Below are 18,428 nucleotides of genomic sequence, written 5' to 3'. Positions count from 1 at the left end.
TGAGCCGCGTGAGCCGCGCCTCGGGCGCCCACCCCCGCGGCCCGCGCCTCAGGCTCCCGCCCGCGTGCTCGCCCGGCCGGCGCCCGCCTGCCCCGCCTGCCCCGGCAGGGTGAGGCGGATGCGGCAGCCACGGCGGGACTCGGCCACCCCGATCGTGCCGCCGTGCAGATCCACCGCCCAGCGGGCGATGGCGAGGCCGAGCCCGGTGCCGCCGTCCCGCGGGGTCGCGCCGTCGATCGTCCCGCGCCCGAAGCGCTCGAACACCAGCTCGCGCTGGCCCGGCGGGATGCCGGGGCCCTCGTCGAGCACCTCCAGGATCAGCCCGCCGCTCGGCTGCCCGGGCCGCGCCACCACCGTCACCTGCCCGTTGCGCGGGCTGTGCTTGACGGCGTTGTCCACCAGGTTCGTCACCACCTGGTCCAGGCGCTCCGGGTCGGCGTGCGCCCGCAGGGTGCCCGGGCTGACGTCGAGCCGCAGCCGCACGTCCGTCCTGGCGTGCCCCTTGCCGCGCATCGAGGCGTCGCTGAGCACCGCCGAGAGGTAGGGCTCCACCGCGAAGGCGCGCGGCTTGAGCGGCACCACGCCGTTCTCCAGCCGGGAGAGATCGAGCAATTGTTCGACCAGGCGGCCGAGGCGCTCCGTCTGGCGCAGGGCGGTCGCCATCGTCTGCGGGTCGGCCTCGGAGACGCCGTCCACCACGTTCTCCAGCACGGCACGCAGCCCCGCGATCGGGGTGCGCAGCTCGTGTGAGACGTTGGCGACCAGCTCCTTGCGGTGCCGGTCGACGGCCTGGAGGTCGGCCGCCATGCGGTTGAAGGCGTACGCCAGGTCGCCCAGCTCGTCCCGCCGCGCCACGTGCACGCGCCGCCCGTAGTCGCCGCGGGCCATGGCCCGGGCCGCGGAGGTCATCTCCAGCACGGGGGCGGCCAGGCTGTGCGCGACGAACTGGGTGACCAGCAGCGAGGCGATGATCGCGATGATCGCGATCACCTGGAGCTCGATGTCGGAACGGTAGGCCATCAGGATGAGCAGCGTGGTGATCGTCACGGAGATGATCACCAGCCAGCCGAGCGCGGCCTTGACCGAACGCATCGGGTCGAGCGGGCGCAGCATCCGCGAGACGACGCCCCGGGCCCGCTCCAGCCGATGCCGGACCACTTCCAGCACGCGGTCAGACCTCGCCGGCGCCCTGACCCCGGACGGCGGGCTCGCCGGCGAAGCCGGGCGGGGTCTCCAGCGCGTACCCGACGCCGTGCACCGTGCGGATGCGCTCGGCGCCGATCTTCCGGCGCAGCGCCTTCACGTGGCTGTCCACGGTCCTGGTGCCCGAGGCGTCGGCCCAGTCCCAGACCTCGGCGAGCAGTTGCTCGCGGGTGAGCACCGCGCGGGGCGAGCGGGCCAGGCACATCAGCAGGTCGAACTCGGTGGGCGTCAGGTGGATGTCCTTGCCCGCGGCGCGCACCCGCCGCTGGGTCCGGTCGATCTCCAGGTCGCCGAGGCGCACGCTGCCGGGGCGCGGCGTGGTGGCGGCGACCGCGGCGCGCTCGATGCGGCGCAGCAGCACGTGGGAGCGGGCGACCAGCTCCCGCATGGAGAACGGCTTGGTCATGTAGTCGTCGGCGCCCACGCCGAGCCCGACCAGCATGTCCGTCTCGTCGTCGCGCGCGGTGAGCATCAGCACCGGGACCGGCCGCTGGGCCTGGACCCGGCGGCAGACCTCGAGGCCGTCGAAGCCCGGCAGCATGACGTCGAGGATCAGCAGGTCGGGGTGCCAGGCCGCGGCGGTCTCCACGGCGGCGGGGCCGTCGGCCGCCGTCTGCACGAGGAAACCCTCGGCGCGCAGCCTGGCGGCGATCGCCTCGACGATCGTCGGGTCGTCCTCCACGACGAGCACGCGGCGCTGTGCTCCGGGTGTGGCGGCTGTGGCGGTGGTGTGATGGGCGGCCCGCTCCTGCCCGGCATGGTGCGCGGCGGACTCGGGCTGGCCGTTCGGAGTGGGGACTTTCTCCTGGTGGTTCCGGTCCATCGGCGGTGTCCTGGTGTCGGTGTGATTCATCTGTCCCGCCCCGGGTGGTGTCCTTGAGCGCCAGTCGGCTGGAGGCTGGCTGTCGAATGCGTGAATGTGCTGATGAGCACTTGAGAAGCAGCGTAGAGCCGAAGTGAAGGCCCCGGCTACGCGGTCTGCCTGGCGAGATGGTGGCTGGCGAGAAACAGCACGTCGGGAACGCCCCGGGCGACCGGCACCTCTCTGGTGTGAACTCCCGTGAATCCGGCTTTGTGGAGATTCTTCACGAACTCCTCCGAGGGGCGCGCCGACCAGACGGCCAGCACGCCCCCGTCGGCGAGCGCGGCACGGCAGGCGGCCAGACCCGCGGGGGAGTAGAGGTCCTCGTTGTCCGAAGTCACCTGCCAGTCGGGGCCGTTGTCGATGTCAAGGCACAGGGCGTCGTAACGGCGGCCGGCCGTGCGCAGGGTGGCGAGCAGGTCGGCCTCGATCAGCCGGACGCGGGGGTCGGCCAGCGCGCCCGCGCTCACCTCGGCGAGCGGGCCGGCGCGGTGCCAGTCGAGGACGGCCGGCTCGCGCTCCACGACGTCGATCCGGCCCCAGCGGGGCTCGGCGGCGGCCTCGGCCAGCGAGAAGCCCACGCCGAGGCCGCCGATCAGCAGGGTGGGGGCGCGGCGTTCCGCCGCCTCGGCCTCCCCTGGGGCGGGGCCGGTGGGGCCGGTGCGACCCGTGGGACCGGCGGGGGCGAGGGGGCCGGCGGATTCGACCGGACCGGCTGGGCCGCCGTGGGCGAGGAGGGTGTCCAGGGCGGCGCTGACCAGGAGGCGTTCCGAGCGCCCGTCCGAGGTGTCCATGAGGAAACAGCCGTTGGCGATGATCTGCAGCAGCCGCCCGTGGCGGCGCAGGACCACCTCGCCGTACGGGCCCTGCCTGCGGTCGAGGACCACCGGGCCCTCCTCGCCGTGGGGGCCCGGGATGCCGGGCAGGCCGGGGGCGCCGCCGCGCTCCGGGGTGTTCGGTGCCGGCGGGGCCGGGTGCTGCGGGGAGCCGGGAGCGGTGGAAGCCATGCCCGCCATCTTCGCGCATCGGCGGGCGGGCCCCCGCGGGCCCGCCCGTGGCCGCGCGCGGGGGCACGCGCGCCGCGGGCGGGCCCGGGGCTGCGCCGGGTCCCGCGGGCTCAGCCGTCGGCGAGGGCCTGGAGCCGGTCCATCGCGCCGTTGAAGAGGTCGTGGTCGCCGACCGTCTTGCCGCTTGAGGTGTACTGCCAGAAGGTGTAGAACTCCCAGCCCGCCGGGAGGGTGCCGGAGGAGGAGGCGTATCTGGCCACCCACAGCGGGTTGGTCGAGGCGAAGCCGCCGTAGTTGCCGGTGCACTGGGTCCACCAGGCCGTCGAGGTGTAGATCACCGCGTCGCGGCCGGTCAGCTCCCGGTAGGTGGTGGTGAAGTCCCTGATCCAGTCGACCATCGCGCTCTGGCTCAGGCCGTAGCAGGTGGAGCCGTAGGGGTTGTACTCGATGTCGAGCACGCCGGGCAGCGTCTTGCCGTCGCCCGACCAGCCGCCGCCTCCCGTGGCGAAGTAGGTCGCCTGGGTGGCGCCGCCGGAGACGTCGGGCAGCGCGAAGTGGTACGAGCCGCGCAGCATGCCGGCGTCGTAGGAGCCGTTGTACTGCTGGGTGAAGTAGGGGTTCTTGTAGGTGGTGCCCTCGGTGGCCTTGACGTAGGCGAACCTGACGCCGCCGTTCCTGAGGGTGGACCAGGCGACGTTGCCCTGGTGGCTGGAGACGTCCACGCCCTCGACGGAGGCCAGGGGGGAGGCCGAGGGGGCGCGGGAGTAGTCGCCCGCGCCCTCGTGCTCCCGGATGGTCGAGCCCATGGAGGCCGAGCCGATGGCGGGGTGGCTTCCCAGGGGCGTCGTGCCGTCCGCGGTGGCGGCGCCGGGGGAGGCGAGGAGCAGCCCGAGCGCCGCTGCGGCGACCCCGATCAGGGTGGGGAACCTGCGCCGGATGCTGGTCGTACCGGTTCCGTGCATGGGCATGTGCTGCCTTTCGGAGACCTTGGTGTGGGGGAACGAGACCGGCTCGTCGGCATGGTATGGCCATGCCAAAAGGACGGTGCGCGGCCGGGGGCGGCGAAGGGGCGATCACCTCACGCCGCCGGTCTGGGCCGGTGCGCTGGACGAACGGGGTTGATCGAACGGGCGGGGGCGTTCACGTCGGGCCGGGCGCGAGCGGGAAGTCGGGCCGGGTGCGAGCGGGAAAACGTGGGATCAGTGGGTGGATACGTTTTACCCATGATCGCTCAGAGCTCGGCGATGACCACCGAGGCATCGTCGTGTGTCTTGGCCCTGGGGAAGGCCGCCCCCAGCGGGTCCGCCGCCTCCGCCGCCCGCACCTCGTCGATCGCGGCATCCGGGCCGCGTTCGGCCAGCAGGGCGTAGAGGTCGGGCCAGTCGCCGATCCCGAAGGTCTCCACCCAGCGCCCGAGCCCGTCCGTGAGCGCGGCGAGGCCGCGCACGCGCCCGCGCGCCAGGGAGCCCGTCACCGCCCGCCGGGCGACCGAGGGGTCGGCGGCGGCCGTCCAGAAGCCGCCGGGCGCGTTGCGCAGCCCCTCCACGAACGCCGCCCGCTCCCCGCGCGGCAGCCGGCGCGCGGCCGGGCGCAGGTCGCCCAGCCTGGTGTCGAGCACCGCCCGCACCCGCCCGCCGGCGCGCTCCCCGCCCCCCGGCGCGCCCTCGCCCGCGGGCCCGGCCTCGTCGAGCAGCAGCACCGAGTCGCAGAGCACCAGGTACTCGACCCGCTCCTGGTCCCAGCGCGCGAGCGCCGCCGTGGCCTGCGGCGTGCGCGGGTGAGAAAGGTCACAGGTGTCGCGATGGGCGTCCGCCGTACGGGAGATGGCCTCGGCCAGGCAGTCTTCCAGTGACGACTCCCGGCGGGAGCCGGCGAGTTCGAGCAGGGCGCCGCCGAGCCGGCCGGCGAACCAGGCGACGCCGTGGCGGCAGCCGTCGGGGCCCATCGGCCCCGTCACCCCGTCGAGCACCACGAGCGCCCCGCCCCACCCCGGGGCGGGCAACGCCGCCGCGGCGTAGGCGGTGTAGGCGGTGTAGGCGGTGTAGGCGGCGTAGTCCTCGTTGTGCCGCTTCGGGTCGCCCGGCTCCGTGGCCGCCTGGATGCGCATGGCGATCAGTCTGCCGTAGGCTGGCAATTGTCGGGGATTGCGGGGATTGCGCCGGGTGCCGGCGCGCCGGAAGCGGATCTTGCCAGGAGCCGTGGTGGAAATCCAATCGATTCCCCGGCGCCCGGGCGCCGGCGCCCGGCACCGGCTTGTCCGCCAACTCCCGGTTGGGGTTCACTCCTTCGGGTGGCTGGTGGGGCGAGACCGCCTCCTGTCCTGTCGGCGCTGGCAAGGTTCGGTGCCTAAGTGACGAGAATGCGAGCACAGGTGCGGAAGACGACACTGCACGACACCGCCGACCCGCCCGCCTCCGCACCGTCAGGTTCCCGCGCCCACGCGGCGCGCCGACGGCGCGTGCGGGTCCGCACCCGGCTGCTGGCCGGGGTGCTGCTGACCGGGATCGCGGTGGCCGCCGCCGGCACTCCCGCCGTTCTGGACACGGTGCGCGACCTGCGGGCCTCCCAGCAACTGCTGGACGACACCCGGCTCGCCGAGCGCGCCGTCGCCCTCTCCCACGTTCTCGCCGACGAGCGCGACGCCCTCGCCGTGGCCGCGGCCGACGGCAGCCGGGAGGCGCTGGACTCCGCGCTCGGCGACGACGCCCGCGCCCGCGCCGACCGCCGCACGGCCCAACTCCGGGACTCCGTCGGCCGATCGCTCGGCGAGGGCCTTGACTCCCTGCCCGGCCTCAGGAACCGCGCGCTGGCCGGCGAGAGCACCCCGCTGGAGATCTTCGAGTCCTACGACGCCGTCATCGGCGAGCTCGACGCCCTCTACCGGACCGCGGCCAGGACCGCCCCGGGCCGCGCCACGGACGCCACCGGCGACGCCCTGCCCGACCTGGTGCGCGCCGTGCACGCCTCGGCCGCCGCCCGCGGCCTGCTGCTGGCCGCGCTGACCGGCGAGGGGGAGCGGGCGGAACTCGCCGGGCGGGCCCAGACGGAGGCGGTCGCGGAGCGGGCCGCGCTCGCCGACTTCGCCGCGGTCGCCGACGAGGCCGACGTGGACGCGTACCGGCGCACCGTCAGCGGCGGCGAGGTGACCGCGGCCGAGGAGTACCTGGCCGAACTCACCGACGGGCCCTCGCTCGGCGAGGAGGACCTGGCCCTGGACGTGACCGAGGTGCACGACGCGCTGGTGGCCCGCACCGGCATGCAGCGCGGCGCCCTCTCCTCGCTCGCCGACGCGCACACCGGCCGGCTGGAGAAGCTGCGCGACGACGACCTGACGGCCCTGCAGATCACCGCCGCCGTCGTGCTCGCCGCGCTGCTGCTCGCGCTCGCCGTCAGCGTGCAGACCGCGCGCTCCCTCACCAGGCCGCTGGCCGCCGTCCGGCTGGGCAGCCGCCGGGTCGCCGCCGACCCGACCGGCCAGGCGCCGGTCAAGTACACCGGCCGCAACGACGAGTTCGCCGAGGTCGTCGGCGCGGTCAACGCGCTGCACTCCCGCGCCGTCGCCCTGCACCAGCACGCCGCCGAGGCCGCGCGGCGCGCCGAGGAGGCGGCCCAGGACAGCGGCGGCCTGCGCGCCGAGCGCGACCGGCTGCTGGCGGAACAGACCGAGCTGCACGGCAGGCTGGCCGCGCTGCACGGCGCGGTCCACGGGATGTTCGCGCACCACGCGCAGCGGCTGCTCGCCCTGGTCGGCGAGCAACTGGCCGTGATCGAGGGCCTGGAGGAGCACGAGACCGACCCCGACCACCTCGCGGTGCTGTTCAGCCTCGACCACCTGGCGGCCCGGATGCGGCGGCACGGCGAGAACCTGCTGCTGCTGGCGGGCGCCGAGCCGCTGCAACAACTTGGGGAGCCGGTGCCGCTGATCGACGTGGCCAGGGCCGCGGTCAGCGAGATAGAGCGGTACGAGCTGGTCGAGACCGTGCCGCCGCCCCCCGCGGTGTGGCTCACCGGCTTCGCCGCCCGCGACGTCAGCCACCTGCTGGCCGAACTCCTCGACAACGCGACCGCGTTCTCGCCCCCCGGCAGCCGGGTGCGGCTGACCGGCCGGTGGGCGGAGAGCGAACTGCTGCTGAGCGTCGAGGACGAGGGCGCCGGGCTGACGGCCGAGCGGCTCGCGGAGCTGAACGCGCGGCTCGCCGACCCGGTCACCCCGCCGCCCGCGGCGGACGGCACCCAGGGCGGCCACGCCGGGCTCGGCATCGGCATGGGCCTGTACACGGTGGCCAGGCTGGCCGCGCGGCACGGGCTGCGGTGCTGGCTTGGGCCGGGCGAGAACGGCGGCACGGTCGCCGAGGTGGCGCTGCCCGCCGCGCTGATCGAGGACGTTCCTGGCCCCTATCCCGCGGCGCCGGGGGCTCCGGGCGCCGGCGGGCAGGCGGCGCCGCTCCAGGCGCCCGCCCTCTCCCCCGAAGGGCCGGGGGCCCTCGGCGACCCGGGCGGCCACCCCGTGGCGGTGCCGCCGGCGCCACCGGGCGGCCACCCAGTGGCGCCCGCGCCCGCGGCCGCCGGGGGGCGCGCGCCGGGGCCCGAGGGGCCCTCGGGCGGGCCGGTGCCGGGCGCGCACCTTGCCGAGGAGGCGGCCGGGCACCCGCGGCCTGCGGCCCCCCTCGCCGACTCGGGCGCCCATCCGGCGGCGGCGCCGGGCGCGCCCGCGCCGGGGGAGCGGGCCGTCGCCGGCACCGGCGCGTACGCCACCGGCGCGCAGCCGGTGGCGGACACCGGGGGGCATGCGCTGGTGCAGCGGCTGGTCGGCGACGCGGCGCGTTCCGGCGCGCCCGAGTCCGGCGGCCCCGCGGGCGGCCAGGCCGGGCCGCCCGAGCACGGGCGGGCCGCCGACAGCGCGCCGCGCCCCGTCACCGGCAGCGGGCTGCCGATGCGCACCAGGGCGGCGGCGCATACGCCGGACCCGCAGGCCACGCGGGCCAGGGCGGCGGTGGACGCCGAGGAGCTGCGCCGCCGGCTCGGCGGCTTCCAGCGCGGCGCGCGCGAGGGCCACCGGGACGCCGCGGAGACCGGGCAGTACCCGGGCGTGCCGGGACACCTGCCGGGGGCCAGGACGGAACCCGCGGCGGGGCCGGGGGGATTCGCGGAGGGCGGGGAAGCGAGCGGAGAGGAACGGCCGACGTGAGGTCATCTCGCCCCGTCAGCCGCGGGGTTGTGGCGGGCCGCCGAAGGGCGTCCCGGCCCGCCGGCGCCCGCCCCGTCCCGGGGGGCTCCCGGTGAGGCCCGCCACCGTCTCCCCGGGCCGGCGCCGCGGCACCGGCGGCCGGGAGGGCGTGCGCCGCCTGCCCGCCGCGGTCGCGCGCCGCTCCGCGGGCGCCCCGGCAGGCGCGGGCGCTCCGGCGTGCGCGGGCGTGCGGCGGTGGCCGCCCGCGGGCGGTGCCGCCGTTCAAGGGCCGTTGCGCGCCGGGGAACCGGCGCTCGATCCCGGGGAGTTCGCGCCCGCACCGGGCTCCCCCGCGCTCCCCGGGCGCCCGGTGGTCCCCGGGAGGGACGCGGCCGAACGCGCCGGACCGCTCGGCCGCCCGCTCGTCCGTAGGGTAGAAGCGGTACGTGAACCCGCGCGTGGCCTGCCGCGTCACGCCTCACCACCTGTCAGCTCCCGTGTGAGCCCAGGGTGCCGGCCGCCGGCCGGCGCCGGCCGAACCGGCCCGAGGGGCATTCGGCCTTCCCTGGCCCGCTCCGCAGGGGCTCCGTTTCCTCCCCCGGCCGGGGCCGGGGGTATCCACGGAGGAATCCGATGACCTCGCAGACCCCCACGGCACCGGACGCCCTCAGCAGCGGCGGGCAGGACCTGCACTGGCTGTTGCGGCGGCTGGTCGACCAGGTGCCGGGCGTCGTCTCCGTCGCGGTCGTCTCCGCCGACGGCCTGCCGCTGCTCTCCTCGGAGTCGGCGCGGGCCCAGGAGTCCGGCCGGCCACGGCACTCCATGACCGGGCCGCTGGGCGCCGCGGCCGACCTCGCCACCGTGGTCTCCGGGCTCGGCAGCCTGACCACAGGCGCCGCCTCGCTGATGGAGGGCGGCCAGGTCAGGCAGACCCTGGTCGCCATGGAGGCGGGCAACCTGCTGGTCATGACCATCAGCGACGGCTCGCTGCTCGGCGTCTACACCGAACCCGAGGCGGACATGAGCGTGGTGACCTACCACATGGCCCTGTTCGTGGGGCATGCCGGGCACCTGCTGACCCCTCAGCTCCGCGCCGAACTCAGGCAGTCCACGCCCCGCCCGCTGCCGCGCTGAACGGGGCCGCCCGCGGCGGGCGGCCCCGGACGGCGGCCTCCCGGCGGCGGCCCGGGCGACGCGCCGCCGGGCGAGGGGGCGTCAGCCGCCCGCGGGGGCCGCGGCGTCGGGCCGGGCGGCGCCGAGGAGGTGGCCGAGGGTGACCGGGGTCCTGGCCACCCGCCGCCCCGGGCCAGGGGCGGCCACCACCTCGCCCTCGCCGGCGTAGAGCGCGACGTCGGCCGCCCGCGGGTCGTCCGCGGCCGGGGAGTAGAACACCAGGTCCCCCGGGCGCAGCCGGTTCAGCGGCACCCGCGGCAGCTCCGCCCACTGCGCCGCCGCGGTGGCGGGGATCGCGCGGCCGGCCGCGGCCCAGGCGCGGGCGGCGAGGCCGGGCCCGTCGAAGGCCCCGGGCCCCGCCTCGCCGAAGGCGTAGGGCCTGCCGAGCTGTTCGAGGGCGTGGCCCAGGGCGGCGCGGCCCGCCGCGGAGGGGGCGGCGTCCGCGGGAGGCAGCGCGCCCTCGGCGTACATCTCGCGCCTGGCCGCCTCGGACTCCGTCTCCTCCAGGCGGGTCAGCGCGGAGCGCTCGGCGGGGGAGAGCCCGGCGAGCAGGCGGGTCACCTCGTCGAGCCGCCGGCGCACCTCCGCGCGCCGCTCCCGCTGCCTTCCGGCGAGGGTGCGTTCGGCGTCCAGGGCCTCGCGCGCCGCGGTGGCCAGCGCGTCCGCCCGCCGCTCGCCCTCCACGAGGCGGGCGATCTCGGCCGCCTGCGCGGCCGAGACCCGGGAGGCGATCCGTGCCTCGTGCAGCGCGCGCCCCGGGTCCTCGCCGAGCAGCATCCGCACGTACGGGGGAATCCCGGCGAGGCCGGCCCCGCCCGCGCGCCCGCCCGCGCGGTACTGGGCGCTGGCGAGCCGTCCCGCGGTGCGCCTGGCCCCGGCCAGGTCGCCGCGGGTGCCGGCGAGCCTGCGGCCGAGCCGGTCCGCCTCCGCCCGCTGGGCGCGCAGCCGCTCGGCCGCCTCCTGGTAGGCGGCGGTGGCCTCGTCCGCCTCCCGGCACAGGGTGCGGAGTTCGCCGAGCAACGCCGGGATGCCGTCGGCCGGTTCGGCCGCGGCGGGGGAGGGGCTCAGGGCGGCCAGGGCGGTGAGCGCGGCCGTCAGGGCGGTGGCGGCCACCCTGCTCGGCCGCCGGGGCGGTGCGGTCATGCGGGCGTTCCTCCTGCGTTCCGTGCGGATCGGCGATCGTGTGATCGTGTGCACGGAACCGGGCGGGGCGCACGCCGGGCGCGTCCGAACGGGGGGCGGCGGCCCGGGCCCGGCGCGGGAGGGGGGAGAGCCCTTTAGGCGGGGGGCGCGGGCTGCTCGCCGGGGTCGTAGACGTAGGTCCAGCCGCGGGGCAGCCGGAGCCGGGGCGTGCGGCCGGCCGGCTCCAGGCGGTAGACGTGCACGGTGGCGGGCGCGTCGGCGGTGGCGGGCACCGGCACCCGGTAGACGCGCGGCGGCCTGCCGGTGGGGCCGACGAGCACCGGGAGCACCCTGCCGTCCAGCGGCCCGCCGACGAAGGGGGTCGGTTCGCTACGCACGGGGCCGCAACCTCCAGGTGACGAACAGGGCGAGGGTGCGGCCGATCAGCCGGTCGCGCCGCCCGCCGCGCGGTTCCAGCGCGTTGACGGGGCGCAGCATCCTGGCCGTCGGGCGGTCGCGTCCCGCGGTGACCACCAGGTCGCCCATGAGCTGGTCGAGCAGCCAGTCGCGCAGCCTGTCGGGCGGCCACTGCCTGCCCTCGTCGAGCCAGATCAGCGAGGCCGCCTCGACGACCGAGAGCCAGGTGCGCACCGTCAGCAGCAGCCAGGGGCTGGGCGAGGGCTGCCGCAGGTGGCGCAGCACGTGGTCGGCGGCGACCCGGCGGACCCGGTCCACGGTGGCGGTGGTGCGGGAGGTCTCGACGACGCTGCCGCCCTTGAGGAGGGCGGTGAAGCCCTCCGCGTGCTGGTCGACGAAGGCCAGGTACCGGTCGAGGACCTCGGCCATGCGCGCGCTGAGCGGGCCGCGCTCCGGGATCTCGAAGCAGCGCTCAAGGCGCTCGGCCGCGGCGCTCAGCGCGGCCTCGTACAACTGCTGCTTGCCGCCGGGGAAGTAGCGGTAGACCAGCGGCCGCGAGACGCCCGCGGCGGCCGCCACGTCCTCCAGGGAGACGTCCTCGGGCGCGTTCCTGGCGAACAGCCCCTGCGCGGCGGCGATGATCTGGCGGCGGCGCTCCTCGACGCTCAGCCTGCGGTACGGCGGACTCGGGGGTGGGGGGCGGCCGTTCATGTGCCGAAGCGTAACGGGCGGGGCGGCGCCGGTCAGTCGAGGTGGCTGATGTGCAGCACGGTGATGGTGCGCAGCCGGTGCCCCGCCAGGACGACGGCGAAGGCCCGCTCGGTGACCACCATCCGCATCACCGGGTCCTCGTGCCCGTAGGGCTCGGTGGCGCGCAGCGGGTCCTCGCAGGCGGCGGCCATTCCCCTGGTCAGCAGCTCGCTCACCGGCCCTGGCAGGGCGTCGTGCACGGCCTGCGCCGCCGCGTCGTACTTGAGGCGGTAGGTGAGGCGGTCGGTCACGGGCGCATCCCTCGGGGCGGATGAGGCGTCCTCATGGAGGGTAGCGGACGCGACGCTCAGCGTGATGCGATTGTCGGACGAGGGCGGGCGAAAGAATGCCGTCTCTTTACCGGAGGTGGCCGAACGCGTCGTTTCCTGAACGCGGCCGTGACCGGAGCGGACCGGCCACGGCGGCGGGCCGCGCCGGGAATTGGCGAGAACCGGCGGGTGGCACGGGGCCACGGGGCCGCGGTCGCCGGGCGGGCCGGACGGGGGCCGGGTCAGCAGGCGGGGGGCCGGGTGTCCGGGGCGACGGCGCCGGCCGCGGCCCAGGCGTAGGTGTCGGTGTGGACCAGGTACCACCTGCTGCCGCCACCGCCCTCGGCGGAGCAGATCACCGTGAGCGAGGAGTCGGGGGCCGCCGTGTCCAGGGCGGGGGAGCCGGGGGCGGGGGCCTCGCGCAGGTCGGCGCCGTGCGCCGCGACGACGCGGCCCGGCTCGCTCGCCCCGTCGGCGGGGGCCTCGGGCCGCTCGTCGGTGGGGCCGCTGACGGCGGCCATCACCATCGCGCCCACCGCGACACACATCGACAGCTGGCTGCCGAGCAGAGATCGGGACATCACGCCTCCTCACTCTCCGCAGTCGATTTCAGCGTAGGTGCACCCGAATGGCCCCGCAACCTGTCACCCTTCGTGACTCCGCGGAGTGGGACGTGGCTCCGGCCGCCGCGGGCAACGGGCCGCGGGCGAGCGGCCGTTGCGCGGGTGGGGCCGGGGTCTCCGGAGCCTCGGCCCGGGGCGGGGAGGCCTCAGCCTGGGTCCTCGTCGAGGAGGGCGCGCAGCGCGGGCCGCAGCAGGGCGGCCAGCCGGTCCTGCGGCGTGCCGCGCAGCGAGTCGAGGGCGAGCAGCTGGTGGCAGACGGCGACGCCGACGGTGATCGACATCAGCAGGGCGGCCCTGGCGCGGGCCTCGGGCCCGGCGGTGGCCTCGGCGAGGCCGGAGATCTGCGCCTCCAGCACCTCGCGCGCGTGGGCGGCGGCCTCGGGGTGGGTGAGCATCGAGCGCATCATCGCGAGCGAGGAGGCCGGGAGCCCGTCCAGCTTCAGGCCGAGCGAGCCGAGGAGGGCGTCCACCACCTGCTCCTGGTCCCGGGCCTGCGCGGCCGGGCTCTCGGGGACGGCGACCCGGACGGCCTGGGTGAACAGCCCCTGTTTCGAACCGAAGTGCTGCATGACCAGGGCCGGGTCGACCCCGGCCGCCGCCGCGACGGCGCGGATCGTCGTGCGCTCGAAGCCCTGGCGGGCGAACAGCTCCCTGGCGGCCTCCAGGATGCGCCGCTCCGAGCGGAGCCGCCGCTGCGCGCGCGAGAGGCCGGGCGCCTCGGCGGCGCCTTCGGCCCGGGGTGCCGGCTGCTCGGTCATCGGTGACGACTGTACCCGCCCGCCCGTTCGCTCCACGGCCGTTGAGTGGGCGGGCGAAGATTGCTCTACACTCGTTGAGCGAACTGGCTCAACGAGCGTTGAGCAAAATCGAAGGGAGTGCCATGTCCGGAATCAGCCGGCCCCGCGAGGTGCTCGCCCGCTATCGGCGCGCGATGCTCGACGGCTCGGCCGACGCCCTGGCCGAGTTGTACGCCGAGGACGCCGTGCACGAGTTCCCCTTCCGCTTCCCCGGCGCGCCGGCCGGCTTCGTGGGCCGCGAGGCGGTGCGCGAGGGGTACCGCGGCATGTGGAGCGGGCCGGTGCGGGCCTTCGGGATCAGGGAGGTCGCGGTCCACGAGACCGCGGACCCGGAGGTGATCGTCGTGGAACAGGTGGTCAGCGCGGGCCCCGGGGAGTCCCCGGCCGCCGAGGTGCCGGGGCTGCTGGTGCTCCGGGTGGGCGGGGACGGGCTGCTGACGCACGTGCGGGACTACATGGATGTCACCGCCGTCGCCGCGGCGCGGGGCGGGGCGTGAGGCACCCGCGGCGCGCCGGCGTGAGCAGCCTTCAGGAGGTGAGGGGGATCTTCAGGAGGTGAAGGGAACCCTCACGAGCCGGGGCCAGGGGCCATCGCCTCCAGGGTGCGGTTGATGTCGGCGGGGGAGACGATGCCGATCACCCGGCGGTCCTCCAGGACCAGCAGCCGCCGCTCGGGGCGCGCCTCGAGCCCGGGCAGCACGTCGGAGAGCCGCTCGTCGGGGCCGGTGACCCGCGCCTCGGCCAGCGGCAGCATCACCTCGCCGACCGTGGTGTCCGGCTGCCGCTCGGCGCGCACGCCGTCCGCCCGGGCGCGGGTCAGCAGGCCGACCGCCCGCCCGCCGTTCCCGGTGACGGGGAAGGCCGAGTGCCGGTAGGCGAAGCCGCGTTCCGCGAGGAAGCGGTCCACGGTGAGCCCGGTGGGCACGGTGACCGGGTCGGGGGTCATGGTCTGGCGCACCACCACCCCGCCCAGCGTCTGCCGCACCCGCGCCTGCCGGGCCTCGTCGGTGGCGGCCAGCGCGAGGAACCAGCCGATCAGCGCCAGCCAGAGGGCGCCGAGCGCCGCCGTCCACAGGAACCAGAAGATGCCGAGCGCCAGCAGCAGCCAGCCGAAGACCCGGCCGGCCAGCGAGGCCCCGAGCGCCGCCCGCAGCCGGTCCCCGGTGCGCCACCACAGCAGGGAGCGCAGCATCCTGCCCCCGTCCAGGGGGGCGGCGGGGATGACGTTGAACGCCGCGAGCAGCAGGTTGATCAGGGCCAGCCAGGCGGCGGCCTCCACGATCGGACCGGCCGCGGAGGCCAGGTCGAGCAGCCAGGTCAGCAGCACGAACAGGCCGCCGAGCACCAGGCTCACCAGCGGCCCGACCCCGGAGATCCGCAGCTCGGCGGCGGGGCGCGGGGCCTCCCCGCGCAGCTGGGTGGCCCCGCCGAGCAGCCACAGCACGATCGAGTCCACCCCGACGCCGTTGCGCCTGGCCACCAGGGCGTGGGCGACCTCGTGGGCGAGCAGGGAGGCGAAGAAGACGAGGGCGGTCGCCAGGCCCACCAGGGTGTACAGCACCCAGGAGCGGCCCGGGTAGAGGTCGGGGAGCCGGCCGGCGGCCAGGCCGAAGGCGATCACCGCGAAGATCACCAGGACGCTCCAGTTCACCCCGATCCTGATGCCCGCGATCCGGCCGAGCGGGAAGGTCGTCAGCACGCGCCGCCTCCTTGAGTCGTCCCCTTCCGGCCCCTCGGGTTCTCCCCGCCGGGCCCCGCACCCGGCCCGCTCCGGCCGGGCCCGGGTACCCGCGCCGGGCGGCGGCCATTCCGGCCGGGCGGGTGGGCGGGAACGGCCGGCCGGGGGCCCCGTGCGGGGCCGTTCCTCGCCGTGCCGATCCCCGCGGCCCTTCCTAGACTGGCCACATGGCCCGGCCGAACGAGGAGGTCGAGGCGCTGCTCCGGGAGTACGCCGACCTCATCGCCATCACCGGCGGAGACGCGTTCAAGCAGCGCGCCTACGAGCGGGCCGCGCGCGCCATCGGCGGCCACCCCGGGGACGTGTCGCGGCTCGGCACCAAGGAGCTGCGCGACATCTCGGGGGTGGGCAAGTCCATCGCGGACAAGGTCGAGGAGTACCTGCGCACCGGGCACGTCGCGGCCCTGGAGGAGACCAGGCGGGAGATTCCCGGCGGCGTCCGGGAGCTGATGTCGATCCCCACGCTCGGGCCCAAGAAGGCGCTCGCGCTGTACCGGGATCTCGGCATCGCCTCGGTGGACGAGCTGGTGAGCGCGGTGCACGAGGACCGGCTCGGCGGCCTGAAGGGCTTCGGCCCCAAGTCCCGGGAGAACATCCTGCACGGCGTCGAGCTGATGCGGCAGGCGCACGGCCGCATCCTGCTGGGCACGGCCGTCGGCATCGCCGAGGACGTGGTGGCCGGGCTGCGGGAGGCGACCGGCCTCAAGCGGTGCGCCTACGCCGGCTCGGTGCGCCGGATGCGGGAGACGATCGGCGACATCGACGTCCTGGCCGCCGCGCCCGAGGAGGAGGCCGAGCGGATCATGGCGGCGTTCACCGGCCTGCCGCAGGCCGCCGAGGTGGTGATGAGCGGCCGGAAGAAGACCTCGATCCGCAACGCCCGCGGCCTGCAACTCGACCTGCGGGTGCTGCCGCCCGACTCCTGGGGCGCGGGAATGCTGTACTTCACCGGCTCCCAGGCGCACAACATCAGGGTCCGCGAGATCGCCGTGCGCAAGGGACTGAAGCTGTCCGAGTACGGCCTGTTCGAGGCGAAGGGCGGCCGGAAGCTCGCCGCGCGGACCGAGGAGGAGGTCTACCGGCGCCTCGGCCTGCCGTGGATCGCCCCGGCCCTGCGCGAGGACCGCGGCGAGGTGGCCGCCGCGCTGAACGGGGAGCTGCCCGAGCTGGTCACCGAGCGGGACCTGCGCGGAGACCTGCACACCCACACCGACCTGACGGACGGCCTGGCCTCGGCGGCGGAGATGGTGGCCGAGGCCGCCGCGCGCGGCTACGCCTACTTCGCGATCACCGACCACGCGCCCGAGCTGTACATGCAGCAGATGACGCGGGAGAAGATCCTCGCCCAGCGCGAGGAGTTGCGCCGCCTCGCCGAGCGCCAGGGGCGGCGCCCGCGGCTGCTGCACGGCACGGAGCTGAACATCGGCCCCGAGGGCGAGGTGGACTGGCCAGGGGACTTCCTGGCCGGCTTCGACCTGTGCGTCGCCTCGGTGCACTCCCACTTCGGGCTCGACCGCAAGGCCCAGACGCGGCGGCTGATCCGGGCCTGCGAGAACCCCTACGTCAACATCATCGGGCACCCCACCACCCGGAAGATCGGGCAGCGGGCGCCGATCGACGTGGACCTGGAGGCCGTCTTCGCCGCGTGCGCCCGCACCGGCACCGCCATGGAGATCAACGCGCACCCGAACCGCCTCGACCTCAAGGACGAGCACATCCTGCTGGCCAGGCGGCAGGGGGTGAAGTTCGCCATCGACAGCGACGCCCACACCGTGGGCGAACTCGGCCACACCCGCTACGGGGTGGGCACCGCCCAGCGCGGATGGCTGACCAAGGAGGACGTGATCAACGCCTGGCCGCTGGGCAGGCTCCGGCGCTTCCTGCGCGCGCCCGGCCGCCCCGGCCGGTGAACCCCGGCCGGGGCGGCGGGTGAACGCGGGCCGCCCCGGCCGGTGAACGCGCCCGCGCCCGGCGTGTGGGGGGCGCCCTCAGCCGGGGCCGCCGCCCGTCTCGCCGGCGAGGTGCCGCACGAACCAGTCGCGGGCCAGCTCGGCCACCGTGGACAGGGCCCCCGGCTCCTCGAAGAGGTGGCTCGCGCCCGGGACTTCGCGCAGCTCGTTGGGGCAGCGCAGGGAGCGCCGCGCGGCCCGGTTCAGCTCCAGGACCTGGAGGTCGGCGCCGCCCACGACGAGCAGCGTCGGCGCCTTCAGCGTGGCCAGCCGCGGCCCGGCCAGGTCGGGGCGGCCGCCGCGGGAGACCACCGCCGCGACCCGGCTGCCCGGCTCGGCCGCCGCCCACAGCGCCGCCGCCGACCCGGTGCTCGCGCCGAAGTAGCCCACCGGCAGCCCCGGATCGAGGCCCGGGGCCCCCTCGGCCGGTGAGGCGAGCCAGCCGGTGGCCTCGGTCAGCCGCCCGGCCAGCAGCCCGACGTCGAAGACGTTGGCCCGGTTCAGGCTCTCCTCCTCGGTCAGCAGGTCGAAGAGCAGCGTGCCGAGACCCGCGGCGTTGAGGGACTCGGCCACGAACCGGTTGCGCGGGCTGTGCCTGCTGCTGCCGCTGCCGTGGGCGAAGACCACCAGGCCCGCGGCCCGCGGGGGCACGGTGAGCTCGCCGCCGAGCCGCAGCTCGCCCGCCGGGACGGTGACCTCCCGGCTGTGGCCCCGCTCCAGGCAGCGCACCACCTCGGCGTCGGTGGTCTGCTCGAAGTCGCGGTAGAACTGGCCGACGGCCGAGAAGTCGGCCGGGGTGTCCGGGCACAGGAACTCGTCGGCGTCCCCGCCGAGCCGCGCCTGCCAGTCGCGCGGCGCCACGGCCACCGCAAGCACCACCCGTTCTGCGCCGCGCGCCCTGGCCGAGCGGCAGGCGGCGCGGGCCGTGGCGCCGGTGGCGATGCCGTCGTCCACGATCACCGCCGTCCGGCCCGCCACCGAGACCGGCTCCCCGCCGTCGCGGTAGGCGCGGGCCCGGCGCGCCAGCTCCTCCCGCTCGGCCGACTCGACCTCCGCGATGTCCCGTTCGCGGATGTGGCCGGCGCGCACCACGTCCTCGTTGATCACCCGGGCGCCGTCCTCGCCGATCGCGCCCATGGCCAGCTCGGCCTGGAAGGGCGCCCCGAGCTTGCGGACCACCGCCACGTCCAGCGGCGCGTCCAGCGCCCTGGCGACCTCGGCGGCGACCGGCACCCCGCCCCGCGGCAGCCCCAGGACCACCACGTCCCGGCCCTTGAGGTGCGCCACCTCCCGGGCCAGCCGCCGCCCTGCGTCGATTCGGTCGGCGAACATCAAGGCCGCCACCTCCAAG

Annotated in this window: 17 protein-coding genes; 4 read left to right on the top strand and 13 right to left on the bottom strand. The window is 76.4% G+C overall.

Annotated features, from left to right (window positions below; all coding sequences use genetic code 11):
* Positions 1 to 48 precede the first annotated feature (48 nt).
* From D7294_RS18600 to D7294_RS18580, 5 genes are all read right to left on the bottom strand, one after another.
* On the bottom strand, positions 49 to 1,113 hold the full coding sequence (locus D7294_RS18600) for a HAMP domain-containing sensor histidine kinase (RefSeq protein WP_120681322.1): 1,065 nt from the start codon (positions 1,111 to 1,113) through the stop codon (positions 49 to 51).
* Between the two features lie 58 nt (positions 1,114 to 1,171).
* Positions 1,172 to 2,056 (bottom strand): response regulator transcription factor, encoded by an 885-nt coding sequence (locus D7294_RS18595; protein ID WP_241562457.1) that lies wholly within the window; start codon positions 2,054 to 2,056, stop codon positions 1,172 to 1,174.
* 116 nt (positions 2,057 to 2,172) lie between these two features.
* A complete protein-coding gene (locus D7294_RS18590) occupies positions 2,173 to 2,982 on the bottom strand; it encodes a spermidine synthase family protein (RefSeq protein ID WP_120681320.1) in 810 nt (269 codons plus the stop codon).
* A gap of 200 nt (positions 2,983 to 3,182) precedes the next feature.
* Positions 3,183 to 4,040 (bottom strand): lysozyme, encoded by an 858-nt coding sequence (locus D7294_RS18585; RefSeq protein ID WP_120681164.1) that lies wholly within the window; start codon positions 4,038 to 4,040, stop codon positions 3,183 to 3,185.
* Between the two features lie 263 nt (positions 4,041 to 4,303).
* The gene (locus D7294_RS18580) at positions 4,304 to 5,179 is read right to left on the bottom strand and encodes a hypothetical protein (RefSeq protein ID WP_120681162.1); all 876 of its coding nucleotides are present in this window, start codon (positions 5,177 to 5,179) and stop codon (positions 4,304 to 4,306) included.
* Positions 5,180 to 5,443: 264 nt separating this feature from the next.
* Here D7294_RS18580 and D7294_RS18575 point away from each other — a divergent pair, with 264 nt between their 5' ends.
* Positions 5,444 to 8,260, top strand: a complete 2,817-nt coding sequence (locus D7294_RS18575; protein WP_158674651.1) for a sensor histidine kinase — start codon at positions 5,444 to 5,446, stop codon at positions 8,258 to 8,260.
* A gap of 612 nt (positions 8,261 to 8,872) precedes the next feature.
* Positions 8,873 to 9,373: a roadblock/LC7 domain-containing protein gene (locus D7294_RS18570; RefSeq protein WP_120681159.1), complete on the top strand. Its 501-nt coding sequence runs from the start codon at positions 8,873 to 8,875 to the stop codon at positions 9,371 to 9,373.
* 81 nt (positions 9,374 to 9,454) lie between these two features.
* Here the strand turns inward: D7294_RS18570 and D7294_RS18565 are convergent, their stop codons facing one another.
* From D7294_RS18565 to D7294_RS18540, 6 genes are all read right to left on the bottom strand, one after another.
* The gene (locus tag D7294_RS18565) at positions 9,455 to 10,555 is read right to left on the bottom strand and encodes a C40 family peptidase (protein ID WP_120681157.1); all 1,101 of its coding nucleotides are present in this window, start codon (positions 10,553 to 10,555) and stop codon (positions 9,455 to 9,457) included.
* Positions 10,556 to 10,689: 134 nt separating this feature from the next.
* Positions 10,690 to 10,932 (bottom strand): hypothetical protein, encoded by a 243-nt coding sequence (locus D7294_RS18560; RefSeq protein WP_120681156.1) that lies wholly within the window; start codon positions 10,930 to 10,932, stop codon positions 10,690 to 10,692.
* Positions 10,925 to 11,662 carry a TetR/AcrR family transcriptional regulator gene (locus D7294_RS18555; protein WP_120681154.1) on the bottom strand — a complete coding sequence of 246 codons (738 nt, stop codon included), beginning with the start codon at positions 11,660 to 11,662 and terminating at the stop codon, positions 10,925 to 10,927. The genes D7294_RS18560 and D7294_RS18555 overlap by 8 nt, the downstream gene beginning before the upstream one ends.
* 32 nt (positions 11,663 to 11,694) lie before the next feature.
* A complete protein-coding gene (locus tag D7294_RS18550) occupies positions 11,695 to 11,952 on the bottom strand; it encodes a hypothetical protein (RefSeq protein ID WP_120681152.1) in 258 nt (85 codons plus the stop codon).
* Positions 11,953 to 12,212: 260 nt separating this feature from the next.
* The gene (locus D7294_RS33740; protein WP_120681150.1) at positions 12,213 to 12,551 is read right to left on the bottom strand and encodes an SH3 domain-containing protein; all 339 of its coding nucleotides are present in this window, start codon (positions 12,549 to 12,551) and stop codon (positions 12,213 to 12,215) included.
* A gap of 188 nt (positions 12,552 to 12,739) precedes the next feature.
* Positions 12,740 to 13,351 (bottom strand): TetR/AcrR family transcriptional regulator, encoded by a 612-nt coding sequence (locus D7294_RS18540; RefSeq protein ID WP_120681148.1) that lies wholly within the window; start codon positions 13,349 to 13,351, stop codon positions 12,740 to 12,742.
* Between the two features lie 122 nt (positions 13,352 to 13,473).
* Here D7294_RS18540 and D7294_RS18535 point away from each other — a divergent pair, with 122 nt between their 5' ends.
* Positions 13,474 to 13,887 (top strand): nuclear transport factor 2 family protein, encoded by a 414-nt coding sequence (locus D7294_RS18535; RefSeq protein ID WP_120681146.1) that lies wholly within the window; start codon positions 13,474 to 13,476, stop codon positions 13,885 to 13,887.
* A gap of 71 nt (positions 13,888 to 13,958) precedes the next feature.
* Here D7294_RS18535 and D7294_RS18530 read toward each other — a convergent pair whose 3' ends face one another.
* Positions 13,959 to 15,089: a site-2 protease family protein gene (locus tag D7294_RS18530; RefSeq protein ID WP_120681144.1), complete on the bottom strand. Its 1,131-nt coding sequence runs from the start codon at positions 15,087 to 15,089 to the stop codon at positions 13,959 to 13,961.
* Between the two features lie 206 nt (positions 15,090 to 15,295).
* On the opposite strand from D7294_RS18530, the gene polX reads away from it, so the two are divergent.
* Positions 15,296 to 17,038, top strand: a complete 1,743-nt coding sequence (polX, locus tag D7294_RS18525; RefSeq protein WP_120681142.1) for a DNA polymerase/3'-5' exonuclease PolX — start codon at positions 15,296 to 15,298, stop codon at positions 17,036 to 17,038.
* 78 nt (positions 17,039 to 17,116) lie between these two features.
* Here polX and D7294_RS18520 read toward each other — a convergent pair whose 3' ends face one another.
* Positions 17,117 to 18,412 (bottom strand): phosphoribosyltransferase family protein, encoded by a 1,296-nt coding sequence (locus tag D7294_RS18520; RefSeq protein WP_120681318.1) that lies wholly within the window; start codon positions 18,410 to 18,412, stop codon positions 17,117 to 17,119.
* Positions 18,413 to 18,428 lie beyond the last annotated feature (16 nt).

This window comes from Streptomyces hoynatensis, assembly GCF_003626535.1.
GTDB classification, from domain to species: domain Bacteria; phylum Actinomycetota; class Actinomycetes; order Streptomycetales; family Streptomycetaceae; genus Streptomyces; species Streptomyces hoynatensis.
The sequence above is the reverse complement of the archived record's forward strand: the minus strand, read 5'-3'. Positions and strand labels throughout refer to the sequence as shown.